General features: G+C 37.1%; 27 protein-coding genes, 1 rRNA gene and 1 other RNA gene (1 of these 29 cut by a window edge). 9 read left to right on the forward strand and 20 right to left on the reverse strand.

The genetic code is table 11. The features are described from left to right. The 3 genes from RK01_RS07705 to RK01_RS07715 all read right to left on the reverse strand — a co-directional run. Positions 1–671, reverse strand: a 16S ribosomal RNA gene (locus RK01_RS07705); it reaches 889 nt to the left of the window's first position. Between the two features lie 772 nt (positions 672–1,443). Continuing rightward, positions 1,444–1,806 (reverse strand): hypothetical protein, encoded by a 363-nt coding sequence (locus tag RK01_RS07710; RefSeq protein ID WP_016172730.1) that lies wholly within the window; start codon positions 1,804–1,806, stop codon positions 1,444–1,446. A 62-nt stretch (positions 1,807–1,868) separates the two neighbouring features. Continuing rightward, entirely contained in the window at positions 1,869–2,249 is a 381-nt protein-coding gene (locus tag RK01_RS07715) for a CvfD/Ygs/GSP13 family RNA-binding post-transcriptional regulator (protein ID WP_016172731.1), read from the reverse strand. A gap of 79 nt (positions 2,250–2,328) precedes the next feature. On the opposite strand from RK01_RS07715, the gene RK01_RS07720 reads away from it, so the two are divergent. Together RK01_RS07720 and RK01_RS07725 are read left to right on the forward strand one after the other, a co-directional pair. Continuing rightward, positions 2,329–3,495, forward strand: a complete 1,167-nt coding sequence (locus tag RK01_RS07720) for a MalY/PatB family protein (RefSeq protein ID WP_016172732.1) — start codon at positions 2,329–2,331, stop codon at positions 3,493–3,495. A gap of 151 nt (positions 3,496–3,646) precedes the next feature. Further along, positions 3,647–4,336, forward strand: coding sequence for a YczE/YyaS/YitT family protein (locus tag RK01_RS07725; RefSeq protein WP_016172733.1), 690 nt, complete (start codon positions 3,647–3,649; stop codon positions 4,334–4,336). Positions 4,337–4,399: 63 nt separating this feature from the next. Here RK01_RS07725 and RK01_RS07730 read toward each other — a convergent pair whose 3' ends face one another. Then, positions 4,400–4,990, reverse strand: coding sequence for a peptidylprolyl isomerase (locus tag RK01_RS07730; RefSeq protein WP_016172734.1), 591 nt, complete (start codon positions 4,988–4,990; stop codon positions 4,400–4,402). 134 nt (positions 4,991–5,124) lie between these two features. Between RK01_RS07730 and RK01_RS07735 the strand changes: the two genes are divergently transcribed. Together RK01_RS07735 and RK01_RS07740 are read left to right on the forward strand one after the other, a co-directional pair. Continuing rightward, positions 5,125–5,601, forward strand: a complete 477-nt coding sequence (locus tag RK01_RS07735; protein ID WP_016172735.1) for a GNAT family N-acetyltransferase — start codon at positions 5,125–5,127, stop codon at positions 5,599–5,601. A 114-nt stretch (positions 5,602–5,715) separates the two neighbouring features. Continuing rightward, entirely contained in the window at positions 5,716–6,687 is a 972-nt protein-coding gene (locus RK01_RS07740; RefSeq protein WP_016172736.1) for an NAD(P)/FAD-dependent oxidoreductase, read from the forward strand. Between the two features lie 104 nt (positions 6,688–6,791). On the opposite strand, the gene RK01_RS07745 is transcribed toward RK01_RS07740, so the two are convergent. Next, positions 6,792–7,028 carry a DUF1450 domain-containing protein gene (locus RK01_RS07745; protein WP_016172737.1) on the reverse strand — a complete coding sequence of 79 codons (237 nt, stop codon included), beginning with the start codon at positions 7,026–7,028 and terminating at the stop codon, positions 6,792–6,794. An 89-nt stretch (positions 7,029–7,117) separates the two neighbouring features. Here RK01_RS07745 and RK01_RS07750 point away from each other — a divergent pair, with 89 nt between their 5' ends. After that, the gene (locus RK01_RS07750) at positions 7,118–7,627 is read left to right on the forward strand and encodes a phosphatidylglycerophosphatase A family protein (RefSeq protein WP_016172738.1); all 510 of its coding nucleotides are present in this window, start codon (positions 7,118–7,120) and stop codon (positions 7,625–7,627) included. A 231-nt stretch (positions 7,628–7,858) separates the two neighbouring features. Here the strand turns inward: RK01_RS07750 and RK01_RS07755 are convergent, their stop codons facing one another. Genes RK01_RS07755 through RK01_RS07770 form a run of 4 tightly spaced genes read right to left on the reverse strand, consistent with a single transcriptional unit; the run spans position 7,859 to position 11,307 of the window. Then, complete coding sequence (locus RK01_RS07755) at positions 7,859–8,515, reverse strand: TIGR01906 family membrane protein (RefSeq protein WP_016172739.1); 657 nt, start codon at positions 8,513–8,515, stop codon at positions 7,859–7,861. Further along, on the reverse strand, positions 8,512–9,279 hold the full coding sequence (locus RK01_RS07760) for a TIGR01457 family HAD-type hydrolase (RefSeq protein ID WP_016172740.1): 768 nt from the start codon (positions 9,277–9,279) through the stop codon (positions 8,512–8,514). Before RK01_RS07760 ends, RK01_RS07755 begins: the two co-directional genes overlap by 4 nt. Then, positions 9,279–9,893 carry a YutD family protein gene (locus RK01_RS07765; RefSeq protein ID WP_016172741.1) on the reverse strand — a complete coding sequence of 205 codons (615 nt, stop codon included), beginning with the start codon at positions 9,891–9,893 and terminating at the stop codon, positions 9,279–9,281. Before RK01_RS07765 ends, RK01_RS07760 begins: the two co-directional genes overlap by 1 nt. A gap of 34 nt (positions 9,894–9,927) precedes the next feature. Further along, on the reverse strand, positions 9,928–11,307 hold the full coding sequence (locus RK01_RS07770) for a bifunctional metallophosphatase/5'-nucleotidase (RefSeq protein ID WP_016172742.1): 1,380 nt from the start codon (positions 11,305–11,307) through the stop codon (positions 9,928–9,930). Positions 11,308–11,461: 154 nt separating this feature from the next. Here RK01_RS07770 and RK01_RS07775 point away from each other — a divergent pair, with 154 nt between their 5' ends. Then, positions 11,462–11,743 (forward strand): hypothetical protein, encoded by a 282-nt coding sequence (locus RK01_RS07775; RefSeq protein ID WP_016172743.1) that lies wholly within the window; start codon positions 11,462–11,464, stop codon positions 11,741–11,743. 98 nt (positions 11,744–11,841) lie between these two features. Here RK01_RS07775 and RK01_RS07780 read toward each other — a convergent pair whose 3' ends face one another. After that, positions 11,842–13,002 (reverse strand): AI-2E family transporter, encoded by a 1,161-nt coding sequence (locus tag RK01_RS07780; protein WP_016172744.1) that lies wholly within the window; start codon positions 13,000–13,002, stop codon positions 11,842–11,844. Between the two features lie 217 nt (positions 13,003–13,219). Between RK01_RS07780 and tadA the strand changes: the two genes are divergently transcribed. Both tadA and ffs read left to right on the forward strand, forming a co-directional pair. Further along, entirely contained in the window at positions 13,220–13,732 is a 513-nt protein-coding gene (gene tadA, locus RK01_RS07785; protein WP_016172745.1) for a tRNA adenosine(34) deaminase TadA, read from the forward strand. 75 nt (positions 13,733–13,807) lie between these two features. Beyond that, positions 13,808–13,894: signal recognition particle sRNA small type (ffs, locus tag RK01_RS13535), an RNA gene on the forward strand. 126 nt (positions 13,895–14,020) lie between these two features. On the opposite strand, the gene RK01_RS07790 is transcribed toward ffs, so the two are convergent. From RK01_RS07790 to RK01_RS07825, 8 genes are all read right to left on the reverse strand, one after another. After that, positions 14,021–14,356: a hypothetical protein gene (locus RK01_RS07790; protein ID WP_016172746.1), complete on the reverse strand. Its 336-nt coding sequence runs from the start codon at positions 14,354–14,356 to the stop codon at positions 14,021–14,023. Positions 14,357–14,476: 120 nt separating this feature from the next. Next, a complete protein-coding gene (locus RK01_RS07795) occupies positions 14,477–15,112 on the reverse strand; it encodes a YczE/YyaS/YitT family protein (RefSeq protein WP_016172747.1) in 636 nt (211 codons plus the stop codon). Between the two features lie 162 nt (positions 15,113–15,274). Beyond that, on the reverse strand, positions 15,275–15,985 hold the full coding sequence (locus RK01_RS07800) for a zinc metallopeptidase (protein WP_016172748.1): 711 nt from the start codon (positions 15,983–15,985) through the stop codon (positions 15,275–15,277). Between the two features lie 94 nt (positions 15,986–16,079). Beyond that, entirely contained in the window at positions 16,080–16,418 is a 339-nt protein-coding gene (locus RK01_RS07805; protein WP_016172749.1) for a zinc ribbon domain-containing protein YjdM, read from the reverse strand. Positions 16,419–16,600: 182 nt separating this feature from the next. Then, positions 16,601–17,260 (reverse strand): Crp/Fnr family transcriptional regulator, encoded by a 660-nt coding sequence (locus tag RK01_RS07810; RefSeq protein ID WP_016172750.1) that lies wholly within the window; start codon positions 17,258–17,260, stop codon positions 16,601–16,603. A gap of 13 nt (positions 17,261–17,273) precedes the next feature. After that, positions 17,274–17,804: a ferritin family protein gene (locus RK01_RS07815; protein WP_016172751.1), complete on the reverse strand. Its 531-nt coding sequence runs from the start codon at positions 17,802–17,804 to the stop codon at positions 17,274–17,276. A gap of 3 nt (positions 17,805–17,807) precedes the next feature. Continuing rightward, positions 17,808–18,035: a heavy-metal-associated domain-containing protein gene (locus RK01_RS07820; RefSeq protein ID WP_016172752.1), complete on the reverse strand. Its 228-nt coding sequence runs from the start codon at positions 18,033–18,035 to the stop codon at positions 17,808–17,810. A 30-nt stretch (positions 18,036–18,065) separates the two neighbouring features. Further along, positions 18,066–19,955, reverse strand: coding sequence for a heavy metal translocating P-type ATPase (locus tag RK01_RS07825; RefSeq protein ID WP_016172753.1), 1,890 nt, complete (start codon positions 19,953–19,955; stop codon positions 18,066–18,068). Between the two features lie 291 nt (positions 19,956–20,246). Here RK01_RS07825 and RK01_RS13745 point away from each other — a divergent pair, with 291 nt between their 5' ends. After that, positions 20,247–20,405, forward strand: a complete 159-nt coding sequence (locus RK01_RS13745; RefSeq protein WP_016172754.1) for a hypothetical protein — start codon at positions 20,247–20,249, stop codon at positions 20,403–20,405. A gap of 221 nt (positions 20,406–20,626) precedes the next feature. Here RK01_RS13745 and RK01_RS07830 read toward each other — a convergent pair whose 3' ends face one another. Beyond that, a complete protein-coding gene (locus RK01_RS07830; RefSeq protein WP_016172755.1) occupies positions 20,627–21,289 on the reverse strand; it encodes an HAD family hydrolase in 663 nt (220 codons plus the stop codon). Positions 21,290–21,315: 26 nt separating this feature from the next. After that, a complete protein-coding gene (dapF, locus tag RK01_RS07835) occupies positions 21,316–22,122 on the reverse strand; it encodes a diaminopimelate epimerase (RefSeq protein WP_016172756.1) in 807 nt (268 codons plus the stop codon). Between the last annotated feature and the right edge of the window lie 6 nt (positions 22,123–22,128).

Raw genomic sequence — 22,128 nt, forward strand, 5'->3', positions numbered from 1 at the left:
CAAGTCTCCCAGTTTCCAATGACCCTCCCCGGTTGAGCCGGGGGCTTTCACATCAGACTTAAGAAACCGCCTGCGCTCGCTTTACGCCCAATAAATCCGGACAACGCTTGCCACCTACGTATTACCGCGGCTGCTGGCACGTAGTTAGCCGTGGCTTTCTGGTTAGATACCGTCAAGGGATGAACATTTTACTCTCATCCTTGTTCTTCTCTAACAACAGAGTTTTACGATCCGAAAACCTTCTTCACTCACGCGGCGTTGCTCGGTCAGACTTTCGTCCATTGCCGAAGATTCCCTACTGCTGCCTCCCGTAGGAGTCTGGGCCGTGTCTCAGTCCCAGTGTGGCCGATCACCCTCTCAGGTCGGCTATGCATCGTGGCCTTGGTGAGCCGTTACCTCACCAACTAGCTAATGCACCGCGGGTCCATCCTCAAGTGACGCAAAAGCGCCTTTCAATTAATAAACATGAGTTCATTAATATTATGCGGTATTAGCACCTGTTTCCAAATGTTATCCCCCGCTTGAGGGTAGGTTACCCACGTGTTACTCACCCGTTCGCCACTCTTCTTTTTCCGGTGGAGCAAGCTCCGGTGGAAAAAGAAGCGTTCGACTTGCATGTATTAGGCACGCCGCCAGCGTTCGTCCTGAGCCAGGATCAAACTCTCATAAAAAGTGTTTGAACAGTCAAAAGACTGTTAAGCTCAATAAAATTGATTCTTTGCTAGCTATTGCTTGCATGTTGTTTGCTTCTATAAAAGAAGCATCCTACACATTGGTTCGTTTGCTTGCTTTGTTCAGTTTTCAAAGGTCTACATAAGCTGTTAAAAGAATGTGTTTAGAAATTGTCGCGATAAGGAGAAATCATTTGAAGTTGTTTTCAAACTTCGGATGATTTTGACTTATTGCCGTCATTTCTCATTCGTTTAGCTTACTTGGTTGTCGCTTTTTAAATGTTTCAGCAACTCTTATATCTTATCAGCTGACGTTTTGTTTGTCAACTGTTTTTTTCAAAAAGTTTTGAAAACTTTTTGAAATGATATTTCAGAAATGTGCTGATTACTAAGCAACTTCGTTAGTTTAGCAATCATTGTTACAATTGTCAACAACTTTTTTCAAAAACATTTCAAGTTGTTTTCAACTGTGTGACTGCTTCGTCAACGTTGATTAATTTAACACTAAAAAAAGATAAGGTCAACCAGAAAGTTCGTCTCAAAAGCTTGATGATTTAATCATCTTAGTACTCAAATTTCCAATCATTCGTATTTTCCATCCTTTCATTATAATTTATGATTCAAATGGATCAATTACGGCGAAACAGCGAACCAAATGTTGCGTTGCTTGGATTTTATCCGTGCAATATTTTTTTAGCTTCTTAACTTTTTTCTTTACTAATAGACTTTTTAGGTACAAAAAAAGGAGATTTTAAAATCTCCTTTTGATTTATTAAAAATAAGGTACACCTTCGATATCATAGTGCCTAATGATTTCCCGAAACCTTTGCGGCTCTTCCCAACGAAAATCTTCCGGTAAATCGCCAACTAATTTTTCTTCACTTGTTTCAAAAACGAACAGGGGAACATTCTCTTCTGCAATTTGACCATTTGTCAATTCTACTAAGTCGATTTTTTTCACATCTAATTTGACACTATCTTTGAGTAAACTCAAAATATTGGCCAAGCCAGTGCGTTCGTTTGAAAAATCGGTAGAGGCTAACTCCATTGTATCTCCTACAGCATGAACTAAAAATCGTTTTGAGCCATTTTGTAAATGCAACATTACTGTTCCAGCAACTTTTTTATTAGTCACGATACCACCTCGGCTGTTTTATCTATAATTTATGATAGCACATTTTCTGAAAATGTGCATAATTATTTCGCCTGGTTTTCAGAGCGCAAATATACTACCGCTTCTTCAATCCATTCAGGTAACACCTTTTTAATTGAGGCAAAACCTATTTTTTTATTTTTATTTGTAAAATAGCGTTTTTTATAATGGCGATTGGGGATATAGCTTTTCTCTAATGTTCGTTTTGACAAACTAATTTTTTGTGAATATTCATCGATATCAATAATTTGGACTTTAATAGTTTCTCCAACCGAAAGAATATCATGAATATTTTTTGTATACCCAGATTGTACTTCAGAAATATGGATTAATCCTTGGGTTTTATCATCTAAAGAAACAAAAGCGCCATAAGGTTGAATGCCAGTAATTTGGCCTTCGAGAATATCGCCGATTTTATAAGACATTTGGTTTCCACTCCTTGTTTTATTCATTATACTGTAACTAGAGATAAAAAAGAAGTTTAGAAATCTAGGAGGTCTTTTTATGTCAATTTTTGATCAACAACACGATCGTCGCCACACTGATAGCGTAAAATGGGATAGCATTGCGCAAACCTATGGAAAAGAAAATTTATTACCACTTTGGGTAGCAGATATGGATTTTCCTGCTCCTATTTCTGTTCAGCAGGCTTTATTGGATTATGTTAAACAAGGAATTTATGGTTATACCCTTTTTGGTGATGATCTTTATGATGCTATTATTAACTGGCAAAAAAGACAACATCATTACGATATTAAAAAAGATGAAATCTTATTTTCACCAGGCGTTGTTCCAAGTATTGCCGTAAGTATCCAGGCCTTTACAAATCCTGGGGATAGCGTCATGATTCATGACCCTGTTTATCCTCCTTTTGCCAAGATGGTGCAAGAAAACGATAGAAAACTTGTACGCAATTCCCTTAAAGTTGCAAATAATCATTTTGAAATAGATTTTGCGGCGCTAGAATCACAGATAATAGAAGAAAAGGTAAAATTATTTATTCTATGTAATCCCCATAATCCCGGCGGACGAGTGTGGACTAAAAATGAATTGAAACAACTGGGAGATTTATGTAAAAAACATCATTGTTTGGTGGTCAGTGATGAGATTCATCAAGATTTGATTTTTGCACCTTATCAACATGAAACCTTCCATAATGTAGATGAAACTTTTGCAGAATTTTCTATTATATTGACTGCCGCAACGAAAACGTTTAACTTAGCAGGAATTAAAAATTCGATGGTCTTTGTCAAAAATCCTCAGCTAAAGGAAGCTTTTACTGCTATACAGGCCAAAAGTGAACAAGATACGATCAATACATTTGGTTTAATTGGCACCAAAGCCGCTTATGATGGTGGCCAAGAATGGTTAGCTGAACTGTTACAATATTTAAGTAAAAATAGTGAATTTACAATTGCTTTTCTTCAAAAGAATCTTCCGCACGTAAAATTCATGCGCCCAGAAGGAACGTATCTTTTCTGGTTAGATTTTTCTGCTTACAATTTAACAGACGCTGCCTTAAATAAAAAAATGATTGAAGAAGCAGGTGTTGTCTTAAATGGCGGCTTTACATTCGGCCCTAATGGAAAACAACATATGCGGCTAAACATAGCTTGTCCAAAAGATACTTTGCAACAAGGACTAGAACAAATCGCACAAGCCTTTCAATAATCACCCTTTTTTTGACTGTATCTTTAGATGCAGTCTTTTTAAAACTATTACATTTTTCATGAAAATTTGTTACACTAATTCAGGAAAAACAATTGAAAATATCATTTTTTTAATTTCATCTCCCCTAATTACTTTATAAAGGAGAACAAAGATGCCTGATTTAGCAAAACGTTTTATGCAATATGCGCCAGGGATTTTCATTCTGGCTCTGGGCACCGTACTTTTTTCTTGTTGTCAACTGGGTGTCAGTTCTCTGGTTTCAGTGCCTTTTACCACGGCAACCATTACCGGTCTAACGCTAGGTAATGCCACAAGCTTAGTCTTTGGATTATTGGCTATCGTGGAAATTATTTTAGTCAAAAGTTTTCCGTTAAAAATTTTCTTACAATTACCTTTTTCTTTTCTTTTTGGCGCAGTAGTGGATTTTTATAATGTCACATTAGGATTAGGCAATTTTGTGGTGACCACGCTGGTCGGAAAAGTTTTACTTTTAATGGCAGCGGTGATTGCAACCAGTGTGGGTTCTTTTTTAATGGTGAATTCCAAACTAATTTTAAATCCTCCCGACGGCTTGGTTGAAATTATCGCTTTAAAAAAAGGGAAGCGTTTTGGTCAAGTCAAATTTTACTTTGATCTAACGATGATTACCGTGGCTTTCTTATTCGGTATGATTTTTCTTGGTCAACCAAGTGGGATTGGTGTTGGTACTCTAGTGGCGCTTTTATTGGTGGGGCGTTTGATTCATTTCATTGAATTAAAAACAACGCATCATGTAAGAGAAGAAACTACCGATTACGCTGAATTAGTAACCGATGATGTTTCAGAAGTAAAAATACCTTAGATAAAAAACCCGAACAAGATGATGATTTCTTCATAAGAAGTCTATCTTGTTCGGGTTTTTTATTTAATCTGCTAAAATTTCAACTGTTTCAATCACAACATCATGAACAGGTTTATCTTGTGGCCCTCTTTTTACATTGGCGATTTCATCTACAACATCCATGCCTTCAACTACATGTCCAAAAACAGTGTGGCGGAAATCTAACCAAGGTGTGCCCCCTTGTTTATAGGCTTCGATGATTTCTGAAGGATAGCCAGCACCTTCTAATTGTCCCAACATATTACCAGGAACATTTTGATTATTCACGATAAAGAATTGACTCCCATTGGTATTAGGGCCTGCATTCGCCATAGACAATGCACCGCGAACATTAAACAATTCTTTTGAAAATTCATCTTCAAAAGTACCGCCAAATGTGCTTTCTCCTCCCATACCAGTACCAGTTGGGTCGCCACCTTGAATCATAAAATCAGGAATAACACGATGGAAAATAACGCCATCATAGTAGCCTTTATTCGCCAATTCTTCAAAGTTTTGAACTGTTTTTGGTGCCAGCTCAGGAAATAGCTGTACTAAAATGTTGCCCCGGTTCGTTTTGATTAATGCTTTGTGACCTGTTTGGTTTTCTAATGTTAGTTGTGGAAAATCGCTCACGATAATTCCTCCTTCAATTTAATGGATTAATTTCATGATAGCAGACTTCGTTTATTTTGCCACGTATTCTTGATTTTAATTTGAGAGATTTGCTATACTAACGGGAAATTTATTAAAACTTGCGGAGGTGTAATATGAAAATTCGTTCCATTAAAAAAGAAGATGATTTATCGTTAGCCAAAATCATCCGCACTAATCTTGAATTTTACAACTTAGCCATTCCCGGCACGGCTTATTATGATCCTGAGCTAAATCACCTCTCCCATTACTACGAAAAATCGCCAAGACGAAATTATTTTGTTGTAATTGAAAACAATGAAATAGTTGGCGGAGTCGGTATCGCAGAATTTCAGGAAGACAAAAACATTTGTGAATTGCAAAAACTCTATTTAAGCGATAAAGCAAAAGGAAAGGGATACAGTCATCAGTTAATGACTACTGCCTTAAATTTTGCCGCAAAAGCAGGTTATGCGGCCGTCTATTTAGAAAGTCACCACAGCTTAACTGCAGCTTTAAGACTTTATCAAAAGTATGATTTTAAATCACTTCCCGCACCCTTATTACCTACTGCTCACAATGCAATGGACTGTTTTTTACTAAGAGAACTTTAAGGAACTCTCACAAATTCAATCGCTAAAACGTTTTAATAGAAAAAACAACTTTTTGCCCTTATACTTAGAGCTATTGCAAAGTTTCATCGTCATAAAAAGCAAGGAGGAAACAAGATGGAAGTGTATGATATTACCATTATTGGTGCAGGTCCCGCTGGTATGTTTGCCGGATTTTATGCGGGCATGCGCAATGCGAAGACAAAAATTATCGATAGTTTACCTCAGTTAGGTGGCCAGTTATCCACTCTTTATCCTGAAAAAAATATATACGACATTCCTGGTTACGTTCAAATAAAGGCCAATGATTTGGTTCAAGTCTTAGAGAAGAAATTACAAACTTTTCCACATACTTATTGTTTAGGTGAAGAAGTCATACACATTGAAAAACAAGAAGATCTGATTGTCATTACAACAAATAAAGAGACCCACTATACTAAAGCGGCAATTTTAGCTTTAGGAAATGGCTCATTTCAACCCCGCAAACTAAACGTTCCGGGTGCTGAAAACTTTGAAAACCGCGGACTTGATTATTATGTCAACGATTTGATGAAATATGCAGGTAAAAAAGTGGCTTTAGCTGGTGGTGGTGATTCCGCAATTGACTGGGCTTTAATGCTAGAACCCATTGCCGCTGAAGTTCATTTGATTCATCGGCGAGATAAGTTTCGGGCCTTAGAACACAGCGTTGAAAAACTTTACCAGTCTTCTGTTAACATCATGACACCTTATGTGATTAGCGAAGTAACAGGGAAAGATTTTGTTGATGGGATTACTTTACAACAGGTACAAACAAAAGAAAAAATTGAACTTGCTGTTGATCATTTGCTCGTAAATTATGGTTTTACTTCCAATCTCAATGTTAAAGAATGGAATTTAGCCGGAACAAGACAAACGATTACGGTTAATTCAGATATGAGCACTTCAATTGCCGGAATTTATGCCTGTGGCGATATTGCCGGTTATGATGGCAAAGTCAAACTGATTGCCACCGGCTTTGGTGAAGCGCCAACTGCCGTTAACAATGCATTGCATTTTATTGATCCCAAAAACCGTACCCAACCGGCTCATAGTACGAGTTTATTTTAGAAACGCATGCTTATTGCTTCATAAAAAAGATCCAAAAGAAAATTCTGTTTATTGTTTGCCAACTGTTAGCTGGTACAAAAGACAGCATAACTCTTGGGTCTTTTTTAAAATTCATCCCATTCCCGAATAGCGCGTTTCACTTTTTCTAATAGTTCCACCATGGTGTCCGCTATAATAACTTCCCCTTCTACCATTACAAATAATTTTTGCGCACAAAGCTCGCACATACTTAAGCAGCTAGTAATTAAAAAATCGGCTTTTTCCTTTAGCTCGTCATCTTCTAACAGTATATTTCCTTGCCGACTTAAATTTTGTTCACAAAATTCAATTAAAGGTTTCATGATACCCTCCCTTTTCTTTGCTTCAAGTTGGTAGATAGTATACCATAAAAGAAGAGTTAATCTTACACCAGAGAATTGGAGGGATTTTTATGGTAATTGAAACAAAAACACTGGAAGAAAAAGCCCGGGAGTTACTAAAAAGTCGAGGGGTTACACTAGATGAAATTGGCGAATTGGTTATGTTTTTACAAAAAGATTATATTCAAGACATCACCTTAGAAAAATGTGTCGAAAGTGTCAATAGTGTCTTAACCAAAAGAGAAGTGCACAACGCCATTATCACAGGTATCCAATTGGATATTTTAGCCGAAGAAGGTAAATTATTGGATCCGCTCCAAGAAATTGTCGCCGATGACGAAGGACTTTATGGCATCGATGAAATTTTGGCACTTTCTATCGTTAATGTCTATGGTTCAATTGGTTTTACCAATTATGGCTATATTGATAAAGTAAAACCGGGAATTTTAAAAGAATTAAACAGTCATGACGGCAAACATGTCCATACATTTCTCGATGATATTGTTGGCGCCATTGCTGCTTCTGCTGCTAGTCGTTTGGCTCATCAAAATCCCGGTGATTCTCACTACATCACCCAATAGTTTTGCATCTAAAAAAGAGGTGTGACAAAAACCTTGTCATACCTCCTTTTTTGCGAAGAAGCGGTGTTCCAAAAGCAAATTCTTCGGAAATAAGCCGAATTTTCGCAAAAATTTAAGAAATAATTTTCCGCAATCCTTTCTTATTTTCTTGCAGCTGACCACTTCTGTCACAACCTCTCAAGCGATAAAGCCAAAGATTATAATTTCTTTCCCTACAAAAAACAACGCTCCTCAATGGTGAGCGTTGTTTTTTTGTTTTAAACTATGGCGTCCCCATAATACCAGCGCTAAAAAACACAACTCCAATAAAACAAAAGCTAAAATAAAACAATGCATAAAGAAGCTTTCTGGTAAAACGTTGATAATTGGATCTGTCCGCGGATCAAATAGCCAGTCGTCATTTTGAAAAAGCAATTCGTGAAACGTAACAAAAAAACGATCGAATCCTGTAGCCATCACAAATCCTAAAATTATCGGGATTCCCATCCCCCATTGGAAGGGACGCACTAAGCGCCACAAACTCTGTTGTTTCTTTAACTTCATTAAAAAGACAATTGAAGGAATAAACGTCACCAAAAAAATGGCATAATTAAACATGAATAACTTTTTAACATCAATAAAATGTCCCCGACCTGCTTCAGACATGGGAAAATCCGGTAATGCTAACCTACTGGCAAAAGGATTATTCAAAAACGCCATCAATTGATCAAAATTTTTCAATAAAGTCGCTTTGCCAACTGTAGTAGCATCCAATATATTTAAATAATGGATATCTAAGACATACAATGGCCGAAAGTTAATGGCAATGGTGATCACTAGTGTAATTACCGTCAAAAAAAGACTCATTAATCCCAGGCGTCTTTGCCAAGGTGCCATCATCTTTTTCATGCTTCAAAGTTCCATTCATCTAAAGAATTGAGAACAAAAGTGGGTGCTTTAGGTAAAGTCGCCACTTCTTCTTTTTGGGTGAAGCCAGATAATACCAATAATGTATCGATACCATTATTTAACCCCGAACATATATCTGTTTCGTAATTATCTCCGACCATGATGACGTCTTCTTTTGAAAGACCGATTTGTTCCAATGCTTTGTTCATAATAATCGCTTCAGGTTTGCCAATAAAAATAGGTTTGGTCTGCGTTGCTGTTTCCACTAATGAAATTAAAGAACCAGCCCCCGGCAATAAACCTCTTTCAGTGGGGATATTTTTATCCGGATTCGTACCAATAAAGGTGGCCCCTTTTTGGATTGCCAAAGTAGCTAAGACAAATTTTTCATAGGTAACTTGATTATCTAAACCCACGACGACATAATCGGGATTTTCTTCCTCCCAAGTAAAATCTGCTGCTAAAATTAAATCAATCAAACCAGCTTCACCAATGACAAAGACTTTTTTGCCCTTGTTATCGGCTTTCATAAAGTCGATTGTTGCCAGACTAGCAGTGTAAATTGTTTGGGGAGCGACTTCAATATCAAACTCATTTTTTAACCGTTGCGCCACTGTTTCAGGGCTACGGGTGGTGTTGTTGGTTACAAATAAAAACGGTAAGTCACGCCGCTTTAATTCATCAACAAACCGTTTTCCCGCAGGAATTGGTTCTTGCCCGCGATAGATGGTCCCATCTAAATCTATTAAATATCCTTTGTACATTAATCTTCTCGCTTCCTAATTGTAAAGCTACCTTTTTTGCCTTCTTTTTTTGCCGATTTAGTCACTGTTTCGGTTTTCTTTGTTGGCTGTTTTTCACTTTTTTTCTTTAAAACCGGTTTTGTTTTTTTCTTTACATCTGTTTTCTTTTCAGCAATATGGGCTGCTGCCGGTTGATTATTGTAATTTTTCTTTCGACGTTTGCGGGTTTGTGTTTTTTCCCGTTTGTTGCCGATTCGCTGAATGACAAAATAGGCACAGCCAAAATTACAATATTCGTACAAATAATCTTCTAAAGTATCAATGCGTTGCTCTGGTTGCGCCTTTTTATCGTCGGCATTGAAAAAACCTTTCAGGCGTAGCTGCTCATAGCCCCAGTCACCAACAATATAATCATACCGCGCCAAAACTTCGCTGAAACGTTCCCCTAATTTCTCAGCATCAAAGCCATCCCGGTGGTCATAAACAAGCTTGTACTGACGTTGTCCAATCATAAAATCTGTTTCATTAATCGGCGTTACAAGCTCCCCTTTTTGCGGTTTTGCCACTTCTTCGGTTGCGACTTCCTCTAAAACCGTCGTCAATTCTTCGGTTAGATTTTTGTTCTCTTTTGTCATGATTTCACCACCTGTTTTTCATTATACCTTGTTTTTATTTACTTGGATAGTGAGTTTGCAAATACGCTACCAACACACTGCGGATAAATTCTGGAAATAAAAATTCATATTTTCCGGCGATCTCGATGGTAGGGAAAAACGGCACAAACATAAAATGATCGACAGTGGTAAAACTATATTCTTGTTCTGCGACAAGTTTTTCTCCCAGCCAATAAACTTCGTGGTTTACGGCATCATATAAGATACCATCATACGTAATGACACCAAAAACTTTACCGCGAAACCCCATGCCCATCATTGGGAAATTACGTAAAAAATTGCGGTTTTTTTCCATTTCTAAAACTAAACGCCGGACATCTGCACCTTTCAAAGTTACTCTTAACAAATGCATTGGATGGGGTAAAGTTGTGTGCAATTGATCTTGATTGACTGCACCTTTTGGCAAGGCCTCTAAAAATAAGCCGCTATTTAAAATCGCCACATCCGTTTGACCCCTTTGTTCTACTGCTTTTAAAGTTGCATCGATGAGGCGCTGTTGTCCATCTAAATCCAAGGTTAAATCATAAGGCAAAACGGCTACTTTTTGAGCTTTTAATAAGTCATGCCCTTTTTGCAAATAACCGCTAATTTCCTCTTCATCTTCTGGAAAAGTTGTTAATGTTGCCGTTTCAATCGTCCGGGCTTTTTTTGAAATAATTTTATGGTCTTCTAATTCCAAACGGACTTCCCCAATATAATAACCAAACTTCCCAGCTGCGGCTAATTGTACGCCGTTGACTACTTTGCCATCGGGAAACAAGTGATGGGTATGGGAACCTAAAATAACATCAATTTCTGGCATTTCACTTGCAATCAACTGATCATCTTCAATGCCTAAATGACTCATTAACACCAATACATCTACCTGAGGACGCAAATGTGCAACTAAATTGGGCAGAATTTCCAAAGGATAGCGGATATCCCAACCATTGGGGCTATAGGTTAGAGGAAATGGTGCAGTCAGGGCAATTAATCCTACTTTAGTCCCTGCTTGGGTGGTAATAATTTTATATTCTTGGGACCATTTTGGTGGACGCAACGTTTTTTTATCAAATAAATTGGCTAATAGTACATCAAAATTTGCTTCATCATAAAGATGATTCAAATCATATTTAGAATTGCCGACTCCTTCGTTATTTCCAATCGTAGCGGCATCATAATGAACCTCATTCATTAAAGCGATATTGGCTTGACCATTAGTCGCTTCTGATAAGGGATGCCAGCGATCGACAAAATCTCCGAGATCGACTGTAATTGCACCATGTCCTTTTTGTGCCAATTCTCGTTGACGTTGTTCCAGATAACGTCTGATTTTCGGCCAATTTTCCAAATGGGAGTGTAAATCATTCGTATGCATAATGGTAATTTTTTCCATATAAAGGCCTCATTTCTAAAAGTATGTCACCTATTAAACTTAGACTAGCACATTTTTTTCACAGCGTCTTATTTGGATAATCGAGTTTTAAATCTTTTACCCCTAGCCTGCCATTTGCTAAAATGAATTTAGTAGCATAAAAGGAGGAATGAAGATGAAACACACATTAAAAGCGGAATGGGAAAAACTATTTAGTAAAAAACATGACTTATCTGAATTAAAAAAGACGACCAAAAATGAAACAGGACATTTTATTACCCCAGATGGCGTTAAAACTGAGGTCTGGGAAAAGCATGATGAAAACGGGCTGAACGAATTGATGACTTCTGATTGGGAATCTTTCTTAGACGGCAATGATGTCTTTAGTGAATTAAGTTTAGAAGAACAAAATGAATTAAAAGCAAATTCCCCTCGTTATGAAGACTATCATCAATAACCTCGATACATTGGCCTTATTCCTCGGGAAAATCATATAAGAACTTTACGTATACACAAAAAGTGCTGGCAGATTCAGCTTTTCTGCCAGCACTTTTTTTATTCTTCAAAATCAGTCTCTTCATACTTTCCATACTCACCATAAAACCGATTGTAACGGCTCTTTAGTTTGCGGAAAAAATAAATACACAACACTTTAATTACCGCATAAATTGGAATCCCAAAAATCAGTCCGAACATTCCCATTAAATCCCCCATCACAAGTAAAACCAAAACAATTGTAATTGGATGGACTAAAAGATGTTTTCCCATTACGGCCGGTTCAATCAAATGACCATTACTCATTTGAACAATTACCCAGACCAAACACATTTTTATTAACATGCCAAAAGAAGACATTAATGCCACAATAAAAGCCGGAATAAAAGCAATAAAAGGTCCAATATAAGGAATAATCGCGGTAACCCCCGTTAATAACGATAACGAGCCGGCATAAGGCATCCCAATGATGACAAAGCCTAGAAATGTCAATAAACCAATGGCAATACTGACTAAGACTTGTCCTTTCAAATAAGCCCCTACTTGCGTATTCATACTACCTGCAATCGCTTTGGCATCTTTGCGAAAACGAGGTGGAATTAATTTGGTAACATAATGAAAGAATTTACGATCATCTTTTAATAAGAAAAAGGTAATAATTGGTGCAGTTCCAATAATTAATACCGTACTGGTGATAGTTGACACCACATTTGATGCACCTTTAAGAACATTGGATAAATAATCGGTTAACCGACTAGACAGTCCTTCTGACCAATTTTGTAATTTTTCCATCGTCTGATCCAACGACTCTTCAAAAGGTGAATTATCGAATAATTTTGTTAACATTTTAATGGTTTTATCCACATAATCCGGGAAAGATGAAACAAGTGAAAGAACTTGTTTTTGAATAATTGGACTAATCAGTACGACTGCTACTACAACTAAACCAATTAAAATAATAAATAATGCCGCAACACTAATCACCCGTTTGATTCCGTTGGCTTCTAGCCAATCGATAATAGGATTAAATAAATAATATAAGACCATCGTTAAAATTAGCGGCCCACTAATGGCCTTAAAAATGGTTACAAAAGGATCAAATAAGAAATCCAGCTGTGAAAACAGCCATAAAACAGCCCCCATTAATAATAAAGCCACTAAAGTAAAAATTAAATTGCGTCCCCCTAAAAAATTAATCCAGCGGGTGGGTTTCTTCTCCATTACCATCACTCCTTACTTAGATTGTAACGGAGTTCAAAAAAGGTGTAAAAGAATACGCCATTTTAAGCTTAAATTAAGTTAGCCGCCTTATATTATTGACATACCCAATAATTTTTTCATTTCTTCTCCTCTAGTGCCTTTGCAAAACTGCCAATTTTGCAAAGGCATTTCTTTTATCTTGAACAAAAAAATGCTAGAATTTGGCGAGGTGAAAAACGTGGAAAAAAGCAGCAGTTTGACACAGGAAACAAAAGAATACTATATGCAACTTGCTTTAGCAGAAGCAAAAAAAGCGCAAGCCATTGGTGAAGTGCCTATTGGTGCAATTGTAGTCTTAGACGGCAAAGTTATCGGTGCCGGCCATAATCTAAGAGAACATGACCAAGATGCAACCGCCCATGCCGAGATGTTTGCCATCCGCCAAGCATGTCAAAATATTGAAAGTTGGCGCTTAGAACGCAGCCAATTATTTGTTACATTAGAACCCTGTCCCATGTGTAGTGGTGCGATGCAATTAGCCCGCGTAGAAGAGGTATACTTTGGCGCATATGACCCAAAAGGCGGTGCTGCTGGTTCGCTTATGAAAATTTTGACAGACGAGCGCTTTAATCATTGGTCTTATGTGGAAGGGGGCATTTTATCAACCGCGTGCGGCCAGCTTCTAACCGATTTTTTCCGTGAATTACGCAAAAAAAGAAAAGCCGCGAAAAAGTCCCCAAACCCGCTTTAAAACAAGCCTTTGAATAAAACTTTTGAAAAAGACTAGCCAAACAGCCGGAAATACGCTATACTAATTCTTGCCGCAAGGCTAGGACAATGGCAGGCTTGTGAATTGTGTCAGATCTGGAAGGAAGCAGCACTAAGCAGGATCTGCCATGTGTCTGATTAAAATGACGTTAAGCGAGACTTCGGTTTCGTTTTTTTTATTATAAAAAATTTGCTTAAACTCATTTTTCTATAAAAGAGTCAAAAAAAAAGAGGTAGCCCGAAAGATGAGGCCCCTCTTTTTTTTTATTTATTAGACAATTTGATCGATCAAACCGCTTAATTTATCTTTTAAACTTTCCGTTGTTTCTTTTAACGAATCCCCATAGACAGAAATTTGTTTACGGCCGGATTTAATTTTTTTCATGACACCCATTAATGAATCTAACTCATCATCGGATAAATTATCCACTACTGACATTAATTTTTCATTGCCATCAAATTTATCGCCAACGAATTGTTTTACTTTATATCGGTCTTTTTTATGACGAATTTTATTAATCACAGCATCTGATGCAATCACCGCTGTTGTAATTCCGGCCACCGCTGCAATACTTAATCCAATTGTCACTTTTGTTTTATTTTTCATCTTTGTCAGCCCCTATCTATAAAGTTTCCTACATCTTCATCATAGCACAGAGCCAAAAATAGCAAAAACAAAAGCGCTTTTAACGTTGAGAACCAGTGCTTATTCACACCGATTTTATTATTAGTATGAAGAACTTTTCGTTAGAGAATGTACAACGGGGTGGGTAATTTTTTTATCAAAAAAGCTAATAAATGGTCCCGTTAAAAAAGCACTAATAAAAGTACCTATCCCAATTGGACCGCCAAAAATAAAGGCGACGACACTGAAAGTAACGTCTTGAATCACCCGGACCACGCGATAAGGTGCGTTAGTTTTATCAACAATTACAGGTGCAATCGCATCATATGGTGCATTACCAAGTTCAGCACCCATGTATAAAGAAGCACCAAAACTAAAAAGTAAAATTCCAATTATCAAAAAAATTCCTTGCATTACAATTGTTTCGGCTACCCAATTGAGATTGGTAAAAATTTCGGTATAAAAATCAATGAAAAAGCCAGCTAATACCATATTGATTACCGTGCCGACACCAATATATTTTCTACCAAAAATAAAAATCAATACCAAAATAATGAGATTCACCAGCAATTGATAGACACCTAATGATAATCCAAATTTTTCTCCCAATGCAATATTTGTCGACGTATAGGGATCTAATCCCACTTTCCCCATCCGTAAAGTGGTGGCTCCTAATGCCAATATAGCCACTCCCACTAGCGCCACAAGCGCGCGTATCGCAATTTCTTTTTTATTCATGTCGTGCCTCCAGCTCGATTTTTATCACAATCGTTTCCTATACTTATTATTTTGTCAAAACTTTGCCAAAAGTGCAAAGATTTGCTTTAGATCAAGACTTTTGCAGGAGTAAAGGTATAAAAAAATACGCCACCGACCAAAGTCGATCACGTATTAAAAAGACTAATCTCTGCGATTCCCACCAAAGATCAATATAAGGCGCAACAATTGTAAGAAAGTGGCAACAGCAGCAGCCACATAAGTTAATGCTGCGGCAAACAATACTTTTCGTGCCATTGGTAATTCCTCATCAGATAATAAATTACCATTACTCAAAATTTTCAAAGCTCGAGCCGAAGCATTAAATTCAACTGGCAAAGTTACCAATTGGAAAATCAACGCCAACGAAAACGCCCAAAGACCTATCGTCACTAATTTTGGCGCACTTAGGAAAAAGCCAATTAAAATAATTGGAAAAGCTAAAGTTGAGCCGAAATTCGCTACCGGCACGATTGCTGCCCGCAAACGTAATGGCACATAGCTTTTGGCGTCTTGTACCGCATGTCCACACTCATGGGCGGCTACTGCAATGGCCGCTACTGAAGTGGATTGAGCCGTCGCCTCTGATAAACTCAACATTTTTGTTTGCGAATTATAGTTATCTGTCAAATTCCCAGCAATTCCTTGTACGCCTACATCATTAATCCCTTGATCATTTAAAATGTATTGCGCCGCTTGGGTGCCTGTTACATGATTGCGGCTTTTTACTTCATCGTACTTTCTAAACGTGCTATTTACATAAGCTGATGCAATCCCAGAAAGCACCAAACCGATAATTACTAAGATCATCGTTGGATCAAAAAAGGGCATAAAGCCATAACCCATTCCATACATAATCATTTCCTCCCTCATGAAATCAGATAAAATTAACTAAGTCTATTTTACCATGTTACTCATGAAAATATTGTGAAGAGAATCGGAAGGAAGTTTATAATTTTTTGACAAACTCTGACTTTAATTTCATTGGCCCAAAACCATCTACTTTACAGTCAATATTATGGTCGCCTTCCACCAAGCGAATATTTTTTACTTTGGTTCCTTGTTTAATCGGATTCGAAGCACCTTTTACTTTTAAATCTTTAATCACGGTCACACTATCGCCATCTTGTAAAAAATTACCATTGGCATCTTTTGCAACCACTCCTGTTACTTGCTCATCTACTTGAGAAGCACTCCATTCATGCCCACATTCTGGACAAACAAATAAGCCGCGATCTTCATATGTATACGCTGACCCGCATTCTGGACATTTCGGTAATTGTGACATGTTTGTTCTCCTTTAAAATTTTTTCGTAGCTTTCATTTTACCTAAAAAAAGAGGCCCTGAAAAGAGGCGATTGGAAAGGTATCAACCCGCTTAATCAATTTTTACTTCTTCTTAATAAAAACAACTTCTGTTTTCTTACTAAAAAGAGCGGATAATAAAATTTTATCCGCTCTTTTTAGCTCTTATAATTCTTCTAGTCCAGCTTTATCCAACAGTTCCACATGATAGCCTGTTCGTAAAATTAATTGCATTTTTTCCAATAATTTGAATTTACGGGACAGTGTTTCTGGCGTAGTGCCTAAAAATGCTGCGAGTTCTTTCATTTTCATCGGAATTGTGACCTGATTACATTGGGCGACTTTACTTAAATCCAGCAAGTAAATTGCTAAACGTTCTTCAATTTTTTCTATGGTCAAAAATTGACTTTGTTGTTCCACCTTTGTCATCTTTTCGGCATTTATCTCCAACAATTTTAGACTAAGCTCTGGATAATCCAGCAGCAATTGTTTAAAGTCCCTTTGCTTTAAAATACAGACTTCAGTTTTTTGTAATGCTTCACTAAATAAGTTATGATTCGTAGCGCCAAAAAGTAGATTTTCGCCTTCATAGCCTCCAGGTTCTATTACCCGCAATAGCTGTTCTCTCCCAGCAGCAGATAATTGATACACTTTCAAATTTCCCCTTGCCACAATTACCAATTGTGCTTGTCCATCAGGAGTAATAACTTGTTCGCCTTTTTGGAAAATGTGATGTTGAACCAACTGATTGATTTTGTGCTGATCTTCTTCATCTAAGTGATTAAATAACGGTACTAAAGTCACACATAAGTGATTCTGTGCCATGCGAGTTCCTCCTTTAAAGCGACTCTACCAATAAACCTTCGAGTGTATCGTGGCCAATGAAGCTTTGAAAAAGACGACTTTGGGCTTTTAACCAACCATATAATGATTGCAAAAATTGGATTAAAGCGAATTTCTCTTCTTTTTCTGCTAATTTGATGCCCCGTGTCACAAATAAATTTTGAGTATTAAAATCTTGTACAGCTGTAAATAGAATTGTCTCCATCGTTTCATATTTTAATTGTCCACTTTCTTCTAACATTGCATACTGAATGAATTCTGCCGTAGTGGTGGGAATAACTTCTCCTTCATCTAACAACAATTGATTTAAGTGGTCAATCAATTCATCTTCTTTTTTTATAATACCTTCAATTTGACCGCCAAAAGCCACTTTACTCCCTTTTAAATAATAATTAGCCTGACGTAATTTATTTCGTTGGATAAATAAATTGGCTAAAATATGACCACTCATAGCACCTGTTGTTGGGGTATGATGATCTTTATCACTTTGGACTAATTCAACTTGATATTTTTCTGCAGCATCCATCTTTTACGCTTCCTTTACTTTAACAGATTGTACTTCATAACCTAGTTTTTCGATTGTCTTTGCCAAAATTTCACCCGTTGTTTGACTCGTATCAATTTCTGCTTTGACTTTGCTAGCATTAAATAAGACTTTGACTTTTTTTACTCCAGCTTCTTTGCTTACTGCACTTTCAATTTTTTGTAAACAAGAAGGGCAAGTTAAAGCGCCCAATTGTATAATTACTTTTGCCATCTTCCATCCTTCTTTCTGCTTTGGTTGCTTTTATTGTAAGACTTCCTTGGAATTAAGAACTTGATAGTTATCAAGTTTTCCCACTTTAAAAGGGAGTAGACGCATCCCATTTAAAATTACTACTAATATACTCAATTCATGAACGAGCATGCCGCTGGCCATGTAAATATAGCCAAAGATTAACCCGACTAATAAAAAGATCACTGTTCCAACAGCAAGGGTGATATTTTCTTTCATATTCCCCACTGTTTTTTTCGTTAAGGCAAAGGCGTGAACCAATTTGGTAAAATCTGAATTCATCAAAACAACATCTGAGGTTTCAACGGCTACATCTGTTCCATTGCCCATCGCAATTCCGATATCTGCCAACGCAATAGAAGGACTATCATTTACACCATCGCCAACAAAAGCTACTTTATGTCCAGATTTTTGTAGTTTTGTAATAAATTCAGCCTTATCTGCTGGTAAAAGTTCCCCGTGGATTTCTGTTATTTCCAGTGAAGCGCCTACAATCGCAGCGGTTTTTTCATTATCTCCTGTTAACATGATGAAATTCTTTATCCCCATTTTCTTTAATTGCACCAATGTTTCTTTTACTTGAGGACGAATTTGATCTTTTACCCCCACTAGCTGCGCCAGTTTTCCATCTACTGCCAAATAAACTAGGGAATGACCATTTTCTTGCAATCTGATTTGATCTTGCAGGGCTTTTTTGATGTTTATGCCGGCTTCTTGTAATAGCTTTTCATTTCCTATTAATACTTCATGACTTCCAATAACTGCCCGAATTCCGCTGCCTTTTACAACCTCAGTTTTTTCGACAGATAAATATTTTTCTACTGCTGCATAACCTAAAATAGCATGTCCTAATGGATGGTCTGATTCTTTTTCCACACTCGCGAGTATGCGTAGATTTTCTTCTCGATCACCTCTATAATTTTGCACAGCCGCAACAGTAGGTTTTCCGGTAGTCAGTGTTCCCGTTTTATCAAAAACAAAAGTATCGACTTTACTAAAATTATCCAAAACCTCTCCGCCTTTTAATAAGATTCCAAACTTGGCACCATTTCCTATGGCCGCTACATTTGAAACCGGAACGCCAATAACAAGCGCTCCAGGACACCCCAGTACTAAAATCGTAATTGCCAAAGACAAATTGCGACTAACTAGCCCTGCTACCAAAGCTAAAACTAAAACCAAGGGGGTATAAAACTTAGCAAAACGATCGACAAAGCGTTCGGCAGTGGATTTACTATCTTGCGCCTCTTCCACTAACTCAATAATTTTCCCAAAGGTGGTATCTTCTCCAACTTTTTGTGCTTCAATTTCCAAGGTACCATTGTCTAGTAACGTCCCCGCAAACACAAAATCACCTTCTACTTTATGCACAATTTCTGATTCACCCGTCACACTTGCTTCATTTAAATAACCATCGCCAGCTTTAATAACGCCATCTACTGGCACTTGTCCGCCGGTTTTAACTAATAAATGATCCAACACATCAACTTTTGCTACATCTATTTCTTCAATTTCCCCTGCACGGATTACAAACGCCGTAGTCGGTGCCATTTGCGCCAGTGTCTTAATTGCCGAGCGGGTCTTTTCTAATGTTTTTTGCTCTAATAAACTGCCAAATAAAAACAAGAAAGTCACCATCGCCGATTCATTAAATTCTCCAATTAAAAAAGCACCAATTACAGCAATGGTTACCAATAAATCAATACTTACAACTTTTACTCGTAAAGCTTGATAAGCTTGAATAAAAATTGGTGCACCTCCTAAAATAGAAGCTACCACCATAGCACCTGTATAGCCTGCGGTAAAATGACTTAATTTATTAATAAAAGCAATAATAATCAGACCACCGCTAGTAAGCGCAATAGTATTTTTATGACGTAAAATCAGCTGTTGATATTTCACTTTTTCTCCTCCTTATCGTCATCAAATCTGTGTAACCTTTTTTAAAATGAAATAAAAAAAGATAGGCCGGCATCATTTTGATGTTTATCATCTGTTCCTTTACTTGACTTGATGGCTTTAGTTTAACTAAAAAATCATTGCAAGAAATTGATTACTATCAAGTCTTTTTAAATTTTTTTAATAAAAATAAAAAAAGATAAGCATAACTTTTTTATATAACAAATGTTCTTGCTAAGATAACAACAACAAAGGAATATATTTTTCCATAAATTACTATAGGAGTTGATTTTTTTGAAACAAGTAAAGACTATTAAAGAGAAACAAGGTAAAACTTTCACGCCCCGCAACGAATTTGAAGCGCGTCTTTTTAAACGTTTTGAAAACTATGCCACAGCAGAAAAAGAAAATAAAAATAACGAAATTTATATTAACCAAGGACAGAAAAAATAACTTTTAATGTGTACCTATGTTCCAAGATATTTTGCTGAAAATTGATATTTTTATTGTTCATTTTTTTTAGAGCTATTATTTTAGACTCCAGACCAAAAATGGCATCATTTGCTTTGATAAATCAGACGAGACTTTTCAAAACAAAAAAACGTAAGAATCAGCTGGTAGGCTAATTTTTACGTTTTCGCTACATATTGATTTTTTGATTGAGGATACTATCCTTAACGAAATTGTTGATGAATTTCCTGACACTTTGCATAATCCAAATCTGAAAATGTGGTCACTATCCTATCCGATACTAAATCCAACGTAGGATAATCAGGATTAGCAAAGCCTATTCCCACCATCTCGGCTTTTTTGACCGCAATACTACCATTGGGAGAATCCTCTATTGCCAAACAGTTTTTAGCTGTTATTCCTAAGCGTTTTGCTGCTAATAAATAGACATCTGGCGCTGGCTTAGAATGTTCTACCTCTTCTCCACTTGTAATAATTGCAAAGTCAGTATAAATGCCAATTTCTGTTAATGATTTTTCAATCTCCGTCAAAGGGGAAGATGAAGCGACAGCAAGGATAGCGTCAGCTGTCTTTAATCTTTTCACGAAATCTTTTGCCCCTTTAATCGGTTTAATCCCATCTCTTTTAATAATTTCTTCCCGTCGTTTAATCATTTCAGCGATATAAACTGGCGCACTTTTTTTTAAACCCAATTCTGCTTTCATTGTTTCCCAAGTATACTGATAAGAAGTGCCCATGAATTTACTATGATAACTGCCAGGTACAGTGATTCCTTCATCTTTTAAAATACTATCTTTGGCTTCAAAATAGCTATATTCCGAATCAATCAACACACCATCCATATCAAAAATAATTGCTTCTAACATATGTCACCAATTTTCTTTTGAATTTTTTAATGAAGTGCTTCTTCGCTTAAATTGCCTTCTGCTATCCAAGTAGCAGGCCCCGTTAGAAAAAGCTGTTCATTTTGAACTTCTACTGCTAGCTTACCACCTAACACGGTTAATGCAACGGGATTTTCAGCATTTTTTTCTATTTGCTTGACCACATAAGCCACTGAGGCTGAACCTGTACCGCAAGCTAGTGTAAAATCTTCTACCCCCCGTTCATATGTACGGACAATCACTTCAGCTTTGTTATCATAAAAATTAACATTTGCGCCTTTGGGTAATTCATCCCAATAACGTAACTTTTGAGCCAATTCACGTAGATTATTCAAATCTTTTTTGGCTAAATCTGTCATTGGCATCACCAAATGAGGAATAGCTGGATCACCTAGTTCTACATAGTAAACTATCTTTCCTTCAAATTCTTTTACCAAAAATTTTGTGACCGGATTTAATTGAACTTTGTAGCTAGCTTGACTTAAGCGCCAGGCTAAAACCTCACCAGCCAGCGTTTCCATGACCATATTTTTCGGTGCTAAATTTTTTTCATAGGCATAACGTGCAATGCAGCGGGCGCCATTGCCACACATTTCCGCTTCAGAGCCGTCAGCGTTGAAAAAACGCATGCGAAAATCACCACCATTTTGCGCTTTATCAACCGCCATGACTGCGTCCGCCCCTAATGACAAGCGCGGACGACAGGCCCCTTTAGCTAAGTCACTTAACTCTGCGGCACTCATTTTCAGTTCAAGGTTATTAACTACAATGAAATCATTGCCAGCACCTTGCATTTTTACAAAAGGAATTTGCATCTCATC

Origin of the sequence: Enterococcus dispar ATCC 51266 (assembly GCF_000406945.1) — a bacterium.
Lineage (GTDB): Bacteria > Bacillota > Bacilli > Lactobacillales > Enterococcaceae > Enterococcus_C > Enterococcus_C dispar.

Excerpts from the sequence above, each read along its gene's own strand:
- RK01_RS07715 (WP_016172731.1), bottom strand. The coding sequence starts at position 2,249 with ATGTCTTATAAAATCGGCGATATTCTCGAAGGCCAAATTACTGGCATT.
- RK01_RS07720 (WP_016172732.1), top strand. The coding sequence starts at position 2,329 with ATGTCAATTTTTGATCAACAACACGATCGTCGCCACACTGATAGCGTA.
- RK01_RS07725 (WP_016172733.1), top strand. The coding sequence starts at position 3,647 with ATGCCTGATTTAGCAAAACGTTTTATGCAATATGCGCCAGGGATTTTC.
- RK01_RS07735 (WP_016172735.1), top strand. The coding sequence starts at position 5,125 with ATGAAAATTCGTTCCATTAAAAAAGAAGATGATTTATCGTTAGCCAAA.
- RK01_RS07740 (WP_016172736.1), top strand. The coding sequence starts at position 5,716 with ATGGAAGTGTATGATATTACCATTATTGGTGCAGGTCCCGCTGGTATG.
- RK01_RS07745 (WP_016172737.1), bottom strand. The coding sequence starts at position 7,028 with ATGAAACCTTTAATTGAATTTTGTGAACAAAATTTAAGTCGGCAAGGA.
- RK01_RS07750 (WP_016172738.1), top strand. The coding sequence starts at position 7,118 with ATGGTAATTGAAACAAAAACACTGGAAGAAAAAGCCCGGGAGTTACTA.
- RK01_RS07755 (WP_016172739.1), bottom strand. The coding sequence starts at position 8,515 with ATGAAAAAGATGATGGCACCTTGGCAAAGACGCCTGGGATTAATGAGT.
- RK01_RS07760 (WP_016172740.1), bottom strand. The coding sequence starts at position 9,279 with ATGTACAAAGGATATTTAATAGATTTAGATGGGACCATCTATCGCGGG.
- RK01_RS07765 (WP_016172741.1), bottom strand. The coding sequence starts at position 9,893 with ATGACAAAAGAGAACAAAAATCTAACCGAAGAATTGACGACGGTTTTA.
- RK01_RS07770 (WP_016172742.1), bottom strand. The coding sequence starts at position 11,307 with ATGGAAAAAATTACCATTATGCATACGAATGATTTACACTCCCATTTG.
- RK01_RS07775 (WP_016172743.1), top strand. The coding sequence starts at position 11,462 with ATGAAACACACATTAAAAGCGGAATGGGAAAAACTATTTAGTAAAAAA.
- RK01_RS07780 (WP_016172744.1), bottom strand. The coding sequence starts at position 13,002 with ATGGAGAAGAAACCCACCCGCTGGATTAATTTTTTAGGGGGACGCAAT.
- RK01_RS07790 (WP_016172746.1), bottom strand. The coding sequence starts at position 14,356 with ATGAAAAATAAAACAAAAGTGACAATTGGATTAAGTATTGCAGCGGTG.
- RK01_RS07795 (WP_016172747.1), bottom strand. The coding sequence starts at position 15,112 with ATGAATAAAAAAGAAATTGCGATACGCGCGCTTGTGGCGCTAGTGGGA.
- RK01_RS07800 (WP_016172748.1), bottom strand. The coding sequence starts at position 15,985 with ATGTATGGAATGGGTTATGGCTTTATGCCCTTTTTTGATCCAACGATG.
- RK01_RS07805 (WP_016172749.1), bottom strand. The coding sequence starts at position 16,418 with ATGTCACAATTACCGAAATGTCCAGAATGCGGGTCAGCGTATACATAT.
- RK01_RS07810 (WP_016172750.1), bottom strand. The coding sequence starts at position 17,260 with ATGGCACAGAATCACTTATGTGTGACTTTAGTACCGTTATTTAATCAC.
- RK01_RS07815 (WP_016172751.1), bottom strand. The coding sequence starts at position 17,804 with ATGGATGCTGCAGAAAAATATCAAGTTGAATTAGTCCAAAGTGATAAA.
- RK01_RS07820 (WP_016172752.1), bottom strand. The coding sequence starts at position 18,035 with ATGGCAAAAGTAATTATACAATTGGGCGCTTTAACTTGCCCTTCTTGT.
- RK01_RS07830 (WP_016172755.1), bottom strand. The coding sequence starts at position 21,289 with ATGTTAGAAGCAATTATTTTTGATATGGATGGTGTGTTGATTGATTCG.
- dapF (WP_016172756.1), bottom strand. The coding sequence starts at position 22,122 with ATGCAAATTCCTTTTGTAAAAATGCAAGGTGCTGGCAATGATTTCATT.